Here is a 15270-nt window from a genome sequence, read left to right as displayed (position 1 = left end):
ATAATCAGTGATAAAAACGGGTTCCGTATCGTAATTATACGGAACCCGTTTTGAGATGCCGTCTGAATGTTTCAGACGGCATTTGATTTGCATGAAAATTATAGCGTGCGTGCAACTTCGACGATGTCGAAGCATTCCAGTTGGTCGCCTTCCATAATTTCGTTGTAGCCTTTTATCATCAGGCCGCATTCGAAGCCCATGCGGACTTCTTTGACGTCGTCTTTGTAGCGTTTCAAAGAAGACAGCTCGCCGGTATGGATAACCACGTTGTTGCGGATGAGGCGGACATGGGAATCGCGTTTGACCACACCGTCGGTAACCATACAGCCTGCAATGTTACCGACTTTTGAAACGGAGATAACCTGACGGATTTCGACCGTACCGGTTACTTGCTCTTTCTCTTCCGGAGAGAGCATGCCGCTCATCGCGGCTTTCACGTCGTCAATGGCATCATAGATGATGTTGTAGTAGCGGATTTCCACGTTTTCATTTTCGGCCAGCTTGCGTGAGGAAGCGTCTGCACGGACGTTAAAGCCGATGATGAATGCGCCTGAAGCGATGGCAAGGTTGACATCCGATTCGGTAATGCCGCCCACGCCGCTGTGCAACACGTTCACTTTTACTTCGTCGGTGGACAGTTTTTTCAGGCTGCCCGCCAGAGCTTCGTAAGAACCTTGTACGTCTGCTTTGATGATGACCGACAAGGATTGGGCTTGGTTTTCGCCCATGTTGTTGAACATGTTTTCCAGTTTCGCAGCTTGTTGCTTGGCCAAGCGTACGTCGCGGTATTTGCCTTGGCGGAAGAGGGCGATTTCGCGCGCTTTTTTCTCGTCGGCCAATACCATCGCATCTTCGCCTGCGTTCGGAACATCGGACAAACCGAGGATTTCGACCGGAATAGACGGGCCTGCTTCGTTAATGGCTTTGCCGTTTTCGTCAACCATCGCACGGATTTTACCGAATGCGGTACCGGCCAGCAGCATATCGCCTTTTTTCAGCGTGCCGCTTTGTACCAAGAGGGTGGCAACCGCACCGCGGCCTTTGTCCAGACGGGCTTCGACGATAATGCCTTTTGCAGGTGCATCGACAGGGGCTGTCAGTTCCAAGACTTCGGCTTCGAGCAACACGGCTTCGAGCAGTGCGTCAATGTTCGTTCCTTTTTTGGCGGATACGTCGATAAACTGTACGGTGCCGCCCCAATCATCGGGGATGACTTCGTGTTGGGTCAGTTCTTGGCGGATACGTTCGGGATTGGCCGTATCTTTATCGATTTTATTGACGGCCACCACAATCGGAACATCTGCCGCCTTGGCATGTGCAATGGCTTCGATGGTTTGCGGCATTACACCGTCGTCTGCGGCAACCACGAGAATCACGATGTCGGTCGCTTTCGCGCCGCGCGCGCGCATGGCGGTAAACGCTTCGTGACCCGGAGTATCCAAGAAGGTAATCACGCCGCGCGGCGTTTTGACGTGATAAGCGCCGATGTGCTGCGTAATGCCGCCTGCTTCGCCCTGCACTACTTTGGCGCGGCGGATGTAGTCCAGCAGCGAGGTCTTGCCGTGGTCGACGTGACCCATAACGGTAACGACGGGCGGACGTGGCAGGGCTTCTGCATCTGCGGCCTCTACACCTTCGTCCAAAAAGGCTTCCGGATCGTCTGCTGCGGCAGGTTTGCCGATATGTCCGAGTTCTTCCACCACAATCAGGGCGGTGTCTTGGTCGATAGATTGGTTGATGGTTACCATCATGCCCATTTTCATCAGGGCTTTAACCACTTCCACGCCTTTAACGGCCATTTTGTGTGCCAAGTCGGCAACGGTAATGGTTTCAGGCACCAAAACTTCGTGTACGACAGGTTCGGTCGGCGCTTGGAAGGCGTGTTGGTTTGGCTCAAGTTTGAGTTTTTTGCCTTTTTTGCCTCCGCGTACGCGCTCGTCGTCACCATTGCGCGCATTGTTGCGGTCACGTCCGCCTTTACCGCCTTTGCCTTTGGCATTGCGGCCCTGACCTTCGTCATCACGGTTGTAGCGGTCTTCTTTTTTTGCTTTTGACGGATTGAGGGGTTTGTTTTCGCTTGCAGAAGCGGCAACCTGCGTTTTTTCAGCGGGTTTTGCTGCGCGCTGCCCCACGGTTTTGGCTTCCGGTGAGGTTTTTGCCTGTTGCTCTGCTTGTTGTTTTATGGCTTCACGACGTGCCTGACGTTCCTGTTTCTCTCTTAACAGTGCTTCTTGATGGGCGCGCAACGCTGCGGCACGACGCGCCTCCTCATCACGTTGCGCCTGTTCTTCCGCACTGACTACAGGCTGTGGGATGGCGGGTTCGACCGGTTTTGCCGGTTTTTTTGCTTCTTTGCCTTTGCTGCCTTTATCTTGTTTCGGTGTGGATTCAGCTGTTTTCCCGGACGGTACTTTGTTGGAAGGGGCTGCTTTGTTTCCTGCAACAGGTTTGTGTTTGTCGGAGGCGGTTTTCGGCATGTCTTCGGCAGGTTTGTTTTCCTGAGCGGCAGGCTTGGTTTTGCTGCCGGATTTTGCCGCTTTCAATTTTGCTGCTTCCGCTTCTGCTTTGGCGCGTGCTTCTGCGCGTGCGGCAGATTCGCTTTCTGCTTTGGCTGCATCTTCCGTCATTTTTTCTACCTGAGCCGGAGGTGCTTGGACCTGTGAGGCTTTTGCCTGCGCTACCAGCTCTTCAGGGGATGGAATGTTGACGGTGCGTCCACGTTTGCGTGTTTCAACTTTTACGCCGTCGATGGTGCTGACTTCGGTCTTGGTGCGACGGATGCTGATAGTACCGCTGTTGCTGCCGTTTTTCTTGGTCAGGTAGGCGTTTAGAAGCTGTTTGTCGTCCAGTGTCAGGGAATCGCTGCCGCTGGTTTTGCTGACGCCGGCTTCTTTCAACTGTTTCAGCAGGTCGTCGACCGGGCGTTTCAGTTCGGCGGCAAATTGTTCTACGGTTGTGTTACTCATCTTTACCCCCTTTATTTGTCTTCGGTAAACCAGTGTTCGCGTGCGGTCAGGATGACGGCTTTTGCGGTTTCTTCATTGACACCGGTAATTTCAATCAGCTCATCGACGGACAGTTCTGCCAAGTCGTCGCGTGTGGTAATGCCTGCTTCGGCGAGTTTGAGCAGCATATCGGCATCCACACCTTCCAGGCTGCGCATATCATCGGATACTTCGCCCAGTTTTTCTTCGGCGGCAATCGCTATGGTCAGAATGGCGTCACGTGCCCTGTTTCGGAGCATATCGACAATTTCTTCGTCAAAACCTTCTATGGCAAGCAGTTCGGCTGCAGGAACGTAGGCAACTTCTTCTAATGTTGCGAAACCCTCTTGAACCAGGATGTCTGCGGTTTCTTCGTCTACATTCAGATGGGAAACAAACAGTGTTCGGATAGCGGCATCTTCGGCAGCATTGCGTTTGTCGGCTTCTGCAGAAGTCATGATGTTGAGCTGCCAGCCGGTCAGTTCCGATGCCAGTCGGACATTTTGACCGCCGCGTCCGATGGCAAGCGCAAGTTGATCTTCGGAAACGATAACGTCGACGGCATGTTTTTCCTCGTCGATTACAATACGGCTGACTTCGGCGGGGGAGAGTGCGCCCATAACGAATTGGGCAGGCTCAGGAGACCAGAGGACGACATCGATGCGTTCGCCGGACAATTCGTTGCTGACGGCATTGACGCGTGAACCGCGTACGCCGATACAGGTGCCTTGCGGGTCGATGCGTTGGTCGTTGGCTTTGACGGCAACTTTGGCGCGTTGGCCCGGGTCGCGTGCGACTGCGCGGATTTCCAACATGCCGTCTGAAATTTCGGGGACTTCGTTGGCATAGAGTTTGGCCAGAAAGTCGCCGCTGGTACGGCTCAAAATGACTTGTTTCCGGCCGGTATTGCCGATTTCGTCCACGCGAAGGAAAAGTGCGCGGATACGGTCGCCGCTGCGGAAGTTTTCGCGGGGGATGGCTTGGTCGCGCGGAATCAGTGCATCCAGTTTGCCGGCAATAATTTCAACGATGATGCCATGGCGTTCTACCCGTTTGACCGTTCCGGTAACGATGTCTTCTTTGACGGCGAGAAATTCGTTCAGGTTTTGTTCGCGTTCGGCATCGCGGATACGTTGCAGGATGATTTGTTTGGCGGTTTGCGCGGCTTGGCGGCCGAAACCTTCGTTAGGCAGCTGCTCCTCGTAGTATTCGCCGATTTGGATGGTCGTGCCGGGGATTTCTTCTTGGATTTCCTCGATGGTTTTTTCAATATCGGGGTAGGTATAGTCTTCATCGGCCACAATCAGCCAGCGGCGGAAGGTTTGGTATTCGCCGGTGTCGCGGTTGATTTGTACGCGGACATCCATGTGTTCTCGGTCTGCCTTTTTCTTGGCTGCGCTAGAGAGTGCGAATTCCAAGGCTTGGAATACGACTTCTGCGTCAACATTTTTTTCGCTTGCCAGAGCTTCTGCCAGCTGTAATATTTCACGACTCATTTTGAAAATCTCCAATATTGTTGTGTTTTAGAATTTGAATTCGGGACGCAGGCGGGCTTTGTCGATATTGTCCATTTCGATTTGCACGGTCTTGCCGTCGAAGGAAACGGTAACAGTGTCGTTTTCACAGCCTTCGATTTTGCCGATAAAGTTTTTCTGACCGTCTATCGGCAGGCGGGTTTTGATTTTTGCCTGCTGACCGGCAAAGCGTACGAAGTCGGCGGCTTTTTTCAGAGGACGGTCGAGTCCGGGACTGGAAATTTCCAGATTTTTATAATCGATGTCTTCCACCATAAACAAACGGCTCAAATGGTTGCTGACGGTTGCGCAGTCTTCGACAGTAATACCGCCTTCTTTATCGATGAATACGCGCAAAGTTCCTTGAGCGGTTAGTTCGAAATCGACCAGTTCATAGCCCAAGCCGGGCAGGGTTTTTTCGAGGATGGTCTGAATATCCATGCTGCTCCCTAGGTACATAATAAAAAAATGGCCGAGAGGCCATTTTTCGTTAGGATTGAAAAATTGGCACGATTATAACCTGTTTTATGAAAAAATGAAAGTGTTGATTTATTTTGTGTTTTCCAATTTCAAACAAATGATTTTGGTAATGCCGGTTTGAGGGGTGAGGTTAATATTGTTAACAAAATTGTGTCGGAATTTTATGTCTAGATATTTAAATCATTAAAAATCAATATATTGATTTCATTCTTTGATTTTGTTGCCGATGGGGGAGGTGTTTTCTTGCCTTGCATAAAGATTATCCCAAGCCTAAAATCGGGTCGGTTTATTTCTGACAGTTCGGGGCTGTATTATGTCTCTTTATCCGATTTACAATTTCTCTGCCGGTCCTGCGGCATTGCCTGAAGCGGTTTTGCAGACGGCACAGCAGGAAATGTTGGACTACAACGGAACCGGTTTTCCAGTTATGGCGATGAGCCACCGCTCGGAGATGTTTTTGAGTATCCTGCATCATGCGGAAGAAGATCTGCGGCGGCTTCTGAAGATTCCCTCAAATTATAAGATATTGTTTTTACAGGGTGGGGCAACAACTCAATTTAATATGGTGGCCATGAATTTGGCACATGGTTTCCGTACTGCGGATGCCGTGGTAACGGGTAACTGGAGCCGGATTGCCTATGAGCAGATGGGACGGTTGACGGATACGGAAATCCGCTTGGCGGCACATGGTGGCGAGCAGTTCGATTATTTGGATTTGCCCAAACCGGAAACATGGGACGTGGACAGGAATTCTGCCTTTGTTCATTTTGCCGTCAATGAAACCGTCAATGGATTGCAATACGGCAAAGTGCCGCGCCTTTCAGACGGCATGCCGCCGTTGGTATGCGATATGTCCAGTGAGATTTTGTCGCGTGAGTTTGAGGTTGCCGATTACGGGCTGATTTATGCGGGTGCTCAGAAAAATATCGGGCCGGCAGGTGTTACTGTAGTCATTGTTCGAGAAGACCTGTTGGACCGCTGTCCCGATAATATTCCTGATGTGTTCAACTATCGTTCCCATATCGAACGCAACGGTATGTACAATACGCCTTCAACTTATTCGATTTATATGTCGGGGCTGGTGTTCCGCTGGTTGTTGGCGCAGGGCGGAGTGGGAAAAATTGAAAAAATCAATCATCTGAAGGCGCAAATTTTGTATGGTGCAATAGATGGCAGCGATGGTTTTTATATCAACCGTATCCGTCCGAACGCGCGTTCTAAAATGAATGTTGTGTTTCAGACGGGCAATGAGGAACTTGACCGCCGTTTTGTATTCGAGGCTGAATTGCAAGGTTTGTGTCTGTTGAAGGGTTATAAATCTGTCGGCGGGATGCGGGCCAGTATTTATAACGCAATGCCGCTGGAAGGTGTGAGGGCGTTGGCGGATTTTATGAGTGATTTCCAACGTCGTTACGGCTGATTTTGAGATGCCGTCTGAATGTGTTTTCAGATGGCATTATTTTTCCCGGTTAGGCGGTGTAATGGCATTGCCGGATGCTTTGTGTTATAAAACACTTTCCGAAATGATTTGAGAAACGATTATATGGATGCTTTGCAGCTTTTGATTACACGGCGGTCTTCAAAAAAATTGGCGGCGCCCGCTCCTGATGCCGGACAGTTGGAACAAATATTGCAGGCGGCAACGCAGGTTCCGGATCATGGAAATATGCGTCCTTTTCATTTTACCGTCATCCAAGGCGAGGTAGGATTGCAACGTTTTCGCGATGTGTTGAAGCAAACGGTTACCGAATTGAATTTCGGCGATGATGCGATGAAAAAGGCTGAAAAAGTGGGTAATATGGCGCCAATGGTAATAGGGGTAACGTTTGCTCCGAACCGAGAAGTGGCGAAGCCGAAACCGGAGTGGGAACAGATGCTGACAGCAGGTTGTGCAGCGTATGCTTTACAGCTGGCGGCAACTGCCCAAGGTTTCGACAATGTGTGGATTACAGGAATGTGGATCAACAGCCCTTTGTTGCGTCAGGCTTTCGGGTGTGCGGATAAGGATAAAATTATCGGATTGATGATGGTGGGGTCGCCGACAGAAGAAATACATAAGCCCAAAAATACGGATTTGGAACAGTTTGTCAGCTATTGGTAAACAGGATTTCAAATAAAATGCCGTCTGAAGGTTTTCAGACGGCATTTTATTTGAAATCCTCAAGTTGGATCTATAAGACGATTGATATAGCGGATAAAATTTACGGTGTCTTTCCATGTTTGAATGCCATTAGCGATACCGAGTAGGCAAGGGAAGATAAGGATATATCGTGATTCTCCGGTCAGACTGTTGATAAATTAAACTGCTAAGGCAACAGTTGCCTTAAATCGGGGCATGAAAAATTCGTAATATCGAAAGATTTTATGTTTTTGCGCAGGATATGTGCCGTGCTTGTCGGAGTGGTGCAAACGACATCCTAAGATATGATTCTTTGGGTGCTTGGTGAAACTTTGACCTTCTGATCAGGTAGACCAGCCATGCCGGATAATTACAACATGCTCAGTATGTTTAATGGCGTATCTCCTAAAATTCATCTGTTCTGAAAAGCATTAAGCAAGCTTTCCTCAAAGCCTGAAATTTTTATTGGATTGTTTTGGTGCAAATAAGGTCTGGAATATTTTGCAAATCAGGCCGTAATTTTACAGATAAAAAAACGGCGGTACTTTTTAGTACCGCCAAAGCTGCTTTGGTAATTAAAAAAGTTATTGACCGGCACAACGGAAGCCTAAGTTGTGCAGGACATATTTGGATTGCAAACTGGTTCGGATACCGTACCGGAGGAAGGCAGCATAGTTGGATGAGTCGCTCGATCCGACAGAAGCACCGCTGCAGAACATTTGCGCATTGGCATTTCCGGAAGAAAGCAGGCTACTGTTGAAATCTTCCGTCCATTCCCAAATAAGTCCGTGCATATCATAAACACCCCAGTAGTTGGGACGGCCCTTGCCGACGTCATGCAAGCCTTTTCGTCCGCCATCTGCGTACCAATCAAGAATAGTGCGGTTATAACCGGGCTCGTTGGAGCCGTTTTTTTGAGTGGCGGAGGCAAGTCCGGCAAATTCCCATTCGTTAATAGTCGGTAGGCGTTTGCCTTGTGCAACACAGTATGCGTTGGCGGCAAACCAAGAAACATTGGTAACGGGCTGTTTCAGTTCGCTTGCCTTTGGTGCATAGCTGCGGCTGCCGTTTTTAATCCAGTGTTTCAGATAAGAAGGCTCCGCCTGTTTGGAACTGACCTTGCCTTTTTGCCATTGGGGATGATTTTTGACAAATTCTGCAAATTCAGCATTGGTAACAGGATATTTATCAAGTTGGAAAGGTTTGACTTTAATTAAGGTTGTATCTTTTTTCAGATAGAGGGGGCGGTAGCTCCCACCTTCTATTTTGACCATTTCGGTAGCTGCCGCATTGGTACTGATGAGTGCCGTACAGAGAAAAAATAACCGGATGTACTTCATATCAAGCCTCCTGACAGACGGTTAAAATTGATTTTTCAGGCAGTATTTTAAACGAAAGCTTTGAATGCCGTCTGAAGAATCAATCTTTCGAAGTGAAAAAATTGATTATTAAAAAACCACTGCCGTGCGTAATTAAGTACGGCGGCAGTGGTTCGTTTACCTAAAAATGGGCGTTCAATTTAGTGATCGCTTTTTGCAGGAGCAGAGGCTGCGGGAGCAGAAGCAGCAGGAGCGGAGGCAGCAGGAGCTGCACCGTTACCGGCATAAGCAGTATCACTCAATTTTTGAGTCATGATTTCAGGGTTTTCTGCACCTTCTACTTTCAATTGACCCAGTGCGCCTTTGTTGAATGCGCGGAAGATAGAGTGGTCAACCAAGGTGTAGCTGCCCGGTACGTCTACTTTGAATTCAACCATAGCAGAACCACCTGCAGGAACGATAGTGCTTTGTACGTTTTCGTTAATCAGTTTACCGCCTTCAACATAAACTTTGTCGAAGATTTCGCCGATTACGTGGAAGGAAGATACCAAGTTAGGACCACCGTTACCAACGTACATACGTACAGTTTCGCCTGCTTTGGCTTTCAGGGCGTTGTCGCCAGCGATAGCGCCTACGTGACCGTTAAATACTACGTATTCAGGTTGTTCGGCGACGGCTTTATCCATATCGAACGGTTGCAGGCCTTGTGCACCTTTTTTACCTTTGGTGTAGAAGTCGCCTTGAACGATGTAGAATTCTTTATCCACTTTCGGCAGACCTTCTTTAGGTTCAACCAAAATCAGACCGTACATACCGTTGGCGATGTGCATACCGACGGGCGCAACGGCGCAGTGGTAGATATACAGACCAGGTTGCAGGGCTTTGAAGCTGAATGTAGAGGTACGGCCCGGGGCAGTGAAGGAGGCTGCCGCGCCGCCGCCAGGACCGGTAGCTGCGTGGAAGTCAACGTTATGAGGAACGGTAGAAGAAGGGTTGTTAGAGAATTCTACTTCTACTGTATCACCTTCGCGTACGCGAATCATGCGACCCGGAACATCGCCGTTAAATGTCCAGTAGTGGTATTCGACGCCATCATCCATTTTCATGGTTTTTTCGACGGTTTCCATTTTCACGCGGACTTTGGCAGGGTAGTCGCGGTCGATTGCAGGAGGTACTTCTGGAGCGTGTGTGGTAACTGCATCGATAACGGGCAGTTCGCCTGCCGGAGTTTCGGCGGCAGCTTGTGTAGCGGAGCTTGCAGCTTCAGCGGAAGCGGCAGGCGCTTCGGCAGGGGCTTGTGCAGCTTGTTCGCCACCACAGGCGGCTAAAGCAAACATGGAAGCGATAATTGCAGCTAAGGCTTGACGTTTCATGATGTTTTCCTTTTTGTAAGAAAAATTAAATTGTCCTGAAAGGATTGGTTAAGAACTGGGCGTGATTATGCGGTGGCTCACCCCTATATATTTTGACATAAATCAAATAATTCTATAAATACGAACTTAAAATGACACTTCTAATACTTTATAACTACTAAAAATGTGCAAAATAATCCAAATTAAGTAAATGGATGGTTACAGGTAAAGATAGGTAGCTCCTAAATTGCGATAATGATATAGATTATCATCTATATATTTGTTTATATACGGGTTTGTTTGAACAAATGTTTATTTGTGCGGTAAACCGTGCTACAATCTTTAACATTCATATTCTATGAATTTTAAACAACCACTTTTTACCAAAAGGAGCTCTCAAAATGGGACAGTACAAGAAGCTATGGTACTTGCTGTTTGCCGTTCTGGCGGTATGCTTTACCATTCTTGGCTATATGGGCAGCGAGGTTTACAAAAAAGCCCCGCCTTACCCTGAACAGGTCGTTTCTGCATCAGGCAAGGTTCTGATGACGAAAGACGATATTTTGGCAGGTCAGTCTGCATGGCAAAGTACCGGCGGTATGGAGGTCGGTTCGATTCTGGGTCATGGTGCATATCAGGCTCCGGACTGGACTGCGGACTGGCTGCATCGTGAGTTGGTTGCATGGTTGGATTTGACTGCGCAACAGACTTACGGCAAAAAATTCGATGAGGTTTCCCCTGAAGAACAAGCTGTCTTGAAAACACGCCTGGCTGACGAATACCGTAATCAAAGCCGTGTGAAAGAAGATGGTTCCGTTGTCATCAGCGATACGCGTGTAAAAGCTATCGAAAGCATCCTGCCTTACTACCACGGTGTTTATGGCGACGATCCTAAGCTGCAAACCACTCGTGAACACTTTGCAATGAAAAACAATACATTGCCAAGTCAAGAAGCACGTGAAAAACTGTTCAACTTCTTCTTCTGGACTTCATGGTCTGCTTCGACCAACCGTCCTAACGAAACCTTTACCTATACCAACAACTGGCCGCACGAGCCTTTGATCAACAATGTGCCGACCACTGAAAACTATATGTGGTCATTCACCAGCGTTGTTCTTCTGTTGATGGGCATTGGTTTGTTGATGTGGGGTTATTCTTTCCTGACCAAACACGAAGAAGTGGAGGTTCCGGCTGAAGATCCTATTTCTAAGGTTCAGTTGACTCCTTCGCAAAAAGCATTGGGCAAATATGTATTCCTGACAGTTGCCCTGTTTGTGGTACAAGTATTGTTGGGTGGTCTGACTGCGCACTATACCGTCGAAGGTCAAGGTTTCTACGGCATTGACGAAGCACTGGGCTTCGAAATGTCCGATTGGTTCCCTTATGCCTTGACCCGTACTTGGCACCTTCAATCCGCCATCTTCTGGATTGCAACCGGTTTCCTGACAGCAGGTCTGTTCTTGGCTCCGATTGTGAACGGCGGTAAAGATCCCAAGTTCCAACGTGCCGGTGTGAACTTCCTGTACATCGCCCTGTTCATCGTAGTCGGCGGTTCTTACGCAGGTAACTTCTTTGCTTTGACTCACATCATTCCACCCGAGCTGAACTTCTGGTTCGGCCACCAAGGTTACGAATACCTTGATTTGGGTCGCTTCTGGCAACTCCTGTTGATGGTCGGTCTGTTGTTGTGGCTGTTCCTGATGTTGCGTTGTACTATCTCTGCCTTTAAAGAGAAAGGCGTGGATAAAAACCTGCTGGCGATCTTTGTTGCTTCCATGGTTGGTGTTGGTGTGTTCTACGCACCGGGCCTGTTCTATGGTGAGAAATCTCCGATTGCTGTAATGGAATACTGGCGCTGGTGGGTGGTTCACCTGTGGGTGGAAGGTTTCTTCGAAGTGTTCGCTACCGCTGCCTTCGCATTTATCTTCTACAACATGGGCTTTGTCCGCCGTAGTACCGCTACTGCTTCTACCCTGGCTGCAGGTGCTATCTTCATGCTGGGCGGTATCCCGGGTACGTTGCACCACTTGTATTTCTCCGGCTCTACTTCTGCTTCTATGGCAATCGGTGCCTGCTTCTCCGCTTTGGAGGTAGTACCGCTGGTATTGCTGGGCCGTGAAGCATACGAACACTGGTCTTACCAACACTTGTCCGATTGGGCGAAACGTTTGCGTTGGCCGCTGATGTGCTTCGTTGCAGTCGCCTTCTGGAACATGATTGGTGCCGGTGTATTCGGTTTTCTGATTAACCCGCCGATTTCCCTGTTCTATATCCAAGGTTTGAATACTTCTGCTGTTCATGCGCACGCTGCCTTGTTCGGTGTGTACGGTTTCTTGGCTCTGGGCTTCGTATTGCTGGTTGCCCGTTATTTGAAACCGAACGTGCAGTTTGACGACAAGTTGATGACTTGGGGCTTCTGGTTGCTCAATGGCGGTTTGGTCGGCATGATTGTCATCAGCCTGCTGCCTGTCGGTGCTATTCAAGCATATGCCTCTATTACTCACGGTTTGTGGTATGCACGTAGTGAAGAATTCCTGCAAATGGAAATCCTCGATACCTTGCGTTGGGTACGTACGGCAGCTGACTTGATCTTCATTGGCGGTGCAGTATGCGTTGCTATTCAAGCTACTAAAATTGTATTCAGCCGAGACAAATAAGTTTTAGTTTGAATATTAGAAACTGCACCTGTTATCAGGTGCAGTTTTTTTATGGATAAGATTCTTAATAAAGCGTAAGTCGATGTAGAAATACCGTATTGGTATGATTGGACGTGCTCGGAAGGATTGTAAGATATAGTGTTTTAATTAATGTAAATTGTCATTTTGAAGGACTTATATATATATAAAGAAATTATCCGGTTAAAAATTTCTTGTTGAAATCTGGATTGACGGGGAAAGAAATTGAAATATATGCGAAAAGTGGATATAGGTGGAGTTTTGTTCAATCTGTAACCGGTTGGGACGGGTGTATATCCGTGCATTGTATTTTTTAACACTTATTTGTTAAGAATGCCGTCTGAAGGCTTCAGACGGCATTTTTTTTTGTCTTTCTAATACTGCTATTCTGAAATATCAGTAAGGCTGTTTTCTGTAAATACCGAGAGATCAGGCGGGGGAAGCAGGGTGTCTAAAGTCAGGACAGATGTATCGAGAGTAGGATAACTGTCAAATTCAACCGAATAACCGCCATCACTTCTGCTACGGACTTTGGCGTGCGCACCCAGCGGGAAAGTAATTTTGTCGGCAATATGTCCGAACGGGAAACCTGTCAGCACAGGAATTTTTGCCGTACGCGAAATATGGTTGACCACGGTAGAAAAATCATAAGACGAATCGTATACATCGCGGATATTGCCCATACGGAAATCGCCGAAAATAATGGCGCGTTGTTTGCCCAAAATACCTGAAAGATATAGGGTATTGAGCATACGTTCGATGCGGTATGGTTGTTCGCCGACATCTTCGATGAATAAAATGCCGCCTTGAATATCGGGCATATAGGGGGTACCGGCAAGTGAAGCAAGGACGCTGAGGTTGCCTCCCCACAATATGCCTTCGGTTTCGATATCGGAGCGTTGGATATTAGGAATATCAACAGTCAGGCTGCGTTGGGTTACCCCCTTGATAAAGGCATCCATTGTAAACACGCTGGGGGAGGGTTTGCCGAATTCGCTGTATGCCATCGGACCGGCAAAACTCATCATATTGCCTTTTGCCAAGAGTGCCAGCTGGACGGCGCAAACATCGCTGAAGCCAAAAAACAGCGTACCGCGTTCGCGCATTCTTGCGCCGAGTGAGGCAAAATCGATATGCGGCAGAATGCGTGCCGCACCATAACCGCCGCGCAAACCCATCAGAACTTTCGGCATGGCAACGCGACCGGAAGCGACATCTTGGAAATCGGCGGCACGTTGTGCATCCGTACCGGCAAACCGTTGGAAGCGGCGGCTGCCCGCCTGTTGGTTGGTTACGGTAAAACCGGCATTGTAAAGGCGGGTCAATGCAGTATTGACACGGTTGATGTCTTCGGCAAAGCCTGAGGAGGCGACAATACGCAGAAGATTGTCGGCAGAATTAGAATGGCGTGGTGGTTTGGGGTACACGGTTCGGGCTTTCGTAACAGGGTGAGAGGGCGCGGATGGGGCATTGTTTGAAGCAGGCGCAGTACCGCAAGCCTGGAGCAGTCCCGCGCCTGCGGCGGCGGTGCAGGTTTTCAGGAAACGGCGGCGGGAGGTCGGTTCGGTCATAATTTCCCTTTCATACGGTTTCAGACGGCATCGGCGGGCTTAAAGCAGCTTTTTAAGCTGTTCCGTCCAATCTTGCGGCAGGGTCATACCGTGTTTTCGGACGGGGTTTGCCCAAATCGGCGCAGGGAAAGTCGCATCGTTTTCAAATCGGGCGATAATATGCCAGTGCAGGTGTGGAACGACATTGCCCAAGCTGGCGAGGTTAATCTTGGCCGGTTGAAACACTTGGCGCATGGCGGCCTCGACGTTGTACACCATTTCCATGATTTCATGGCGTTCGGCTGCCGAAAGGTCGGTCATTTCGGCAATATGCTTACGCCAAATGACGCGGCAGAATGCCGGCGAACCGCTGTCGTTATGGACGGCAATGACGCGGAGGTTGGGGGTTTGCAACAAAATATCTTCATCTTGTGCCGTGCAGATGGGACAAGGCTTAGTGTTCATGTTTCTTTATTCCTTAAAGTATCCAAAAAGGCGGCAAAGGGTGTCTTGTTGTTTTAACTTGTCTGTTCGCATTGCCGTCAATTGTACCATTTCATATCCGATTGGTTTTTACAAATTAATGTATGTTTATCGTGGTTGAATTCTTGCAAACAGCATTATTTTACGGTTGCACTCAAGCAGGTGGATACACCGTTAATTGCGGAATAAGGAGTATATGGCAAAAATGCCGTCTGAATCCTGTTGGCGGTTTCAGACGGCATTTTCTTGTCGGTGCGGCACTCAGGAAAACTGCGCCGCGCCACGGTTTGCCAAATCGTCGGCGCGTTCGTTTTCGGCGTGTCCGACGTGTCCTTTAACCCAAGTCCAGCTGACTTGATGCTGCCCAACCAGTGTATCGAGTTCTTTCCACAAATCATCGTTTTTGACGGGCTGTTTGGAGGCGGTTTTCCAGCCGTTGCGCTTCCAACCGTGTATCCAGTTTTCCATGCCGTTTTTGACGTATTGCGAGTCGGTGCAGATGATGACGGTGCAGCGGCGTTTGAGGGATTTCAGTCCTTCGATGACGGCGGTCAGCTCCATGCGGTTGTTGGTAGTTTGCGCTTTGCCGCCGAAAAGTTCTTTTTCGTGGTTGCCGTAGCGCATTAATACGCCCCAGCCGCCCGGGCCGGGATTGCCTTTGCATGAGCCGTCGGTGTAAAGGTAAACGGTTTTGTCCATTATTGTGCCTTTGTGTGTTATCGGACGTGATTATAAGCGGTTTGTGCGCTGTGCCGTCTGAAAGATTGCGGCGGATTAAAATAGGCATATAATGT

Annotated in this window: 11 protein-coding genes; 3 read left to right on the top strand and 8 right to left on the bottom strand. The window is 48.8% G+C overall.

Features of this window, described 5'->3' with window-relative positions:
• Nucleotides 1-98: 98 nt before the first annotated feature.
• From infB to rimP, 3 genes are read right to left on the bottom strand one after another with little or no spacing between them, the layout of a single operon-like run.
• Entirely contained in the window at nt 99-2966 is a 2868-nt protein-coding gene (gene infB / locus BBW69_RS06940) for a translation initiation factor IF-2 (protein ID WP_107859684.1), read from the bottom strand.
• Between the two features lie 11 nt (nt 2967-2977).
• Complete coding sequence (gene nusA / locus BBW69_RS06935; RefSeq protein WP_188210844.1) at nt 2978-4480, bottom strand: transcription termination factor NusA; 1503 nt, start codon at nt 4478-4480, stop codon at nt 2978-2980.
• 27 nt (nt 4481-4507) lie between these two features.
• Nucleotides 4508-4939, bottom strand: a complete 432-nt coding sequence (gene rimP, locus BBW69_RS06930) for a ribosome maturation factor RimP (protein ID WP_167395547.1) — start codon at nt 4937-4939, stop codon at nt 4508-4510.
• Nucleotides 4940-5291: 352 nt separating this feature from the next.
• On the opposite strand from rimP, the gene serC reads away from it, so the two are divergent.
• The gene (serC, locus tag BBW69_RS06925; protein WP_107960733.1) at nt 5292-6398 is read left to right on the top strand and encodes a phosphoserine transaminase; all 1107 of its coding nucleotides are present in this window, start codon (nt 5292-5294) and stop codon (nt 6396-6398) included.
• A 123-nt stretch (nt 6399-6521) separates the two neighbouring features.
• A complete protein-coding gene (locus BBW69_RS06920) occupies nt 6522-7079 on the top strand; it encodes a nitroreductase family protein (protein ID WP_003678239.1) in 558 nt (185 codons plus the stop codon).
• Nucleotides 7080-7681: 602 nt separating this feature from the next.
• Here the strand turns inward: BBW69_RS06920 and BBW69_RS06915 are convergent.
• Nucleotides 7682-8437, bottom strand: a complete 756-nt coding sequence (locus BBW69_RS06915; protein ID WP_188210843.1) for a formylglycine-generating enzyme family protein — start codon at nt 8435-8437, stop codon at nt 7682-7684.
• Between the two features lie 179 nt (nt 8438-8616).
• Complete coding sequence (nirK, locus tag BBW69_RS06910; protein WP_188210842.1) at nt 8617-9789, bottom strand: copper-containing nitrite reductase; 1173 nt, start codon at nt 9787-9789, stop codon at nt 8617-8619.
• Between the two features lie 380 nt (nt 9790-10169).
• On the opposite strand from nirK, the gene BBW69_RS06905 reads away from it, so the two are divergent.
• On the top strand, nt 10170-12425 hold the full coding sequence (locus tag BBW69_RS06905; RefSeq protein WP_107859690.1) for a nitric-oxide reductase large subunit: 2256 nt from the start codon (nt 10170-10172) through the stop codon (nt 12423-12425).
• 401 nt (nt 12426-12826) lie between these two features.
• Here BBW69_RS06905 and BBW69_RS06900 read toward each other — a convergent pair whose 3' ends face one another.
• The 3 genes from BBW69_RS06900 to rnhA all read right to left on the bottom strand — a co-directional run bounded on the left by BBW69_RS06900 (nt 12827) and on the right by rnhA (nt 15175).
• The gene (locus BBW69_RS06900) at nt 12827-14014 is read right to left on the bottom strand and encodes an LD-carboxypeptidase (RefSeq protein ID WP_188210841.1); all 1188 of its coding nucleotides are present in this window, start codon (nt 14012-14014) and stop codon (nt 12827-12829) included.
• A 39-nt stretch (nt 14015-14053) separates the two neighbouring features.
• Entirely contained in the window at nt 14054-14458 is a 405-nt protein-coding gene (locus BBW69_RS06895; RefSeq protein WP_188210840.1) for an HIT family protein, read from the bottom strand.
• A gap of 279 nt (nt 14459-14737) precedes the next feature.
• Nucleotides 14738-15175: a ribonuclease HI gene (gene rnhA / locus BBW69_RS06890; RefSeq protein ID WP_188210839.1), complete on the bottom strand. Its 438-nt coding sequence runs from the start codon at nt 15173-15175 to the stop codon at nt 14738-14740.
• Nucleotides 15176-15270 lie beyond the last annotated feature (95 nt).

The organism is Neisseria sp. RH3002v2f, assembly GCF_014596375.1.
GTDB lineage: Bacteria > Pseudomonadota > Gammaproteobacteria > Burkholderiales > Neisseriaceae > Neisseria > Neisseria cinerea.
Note: the sequence above shows the minus strand (reverse complement) of the source record. Positions and strands in the feature narration are given on the sequence as shown.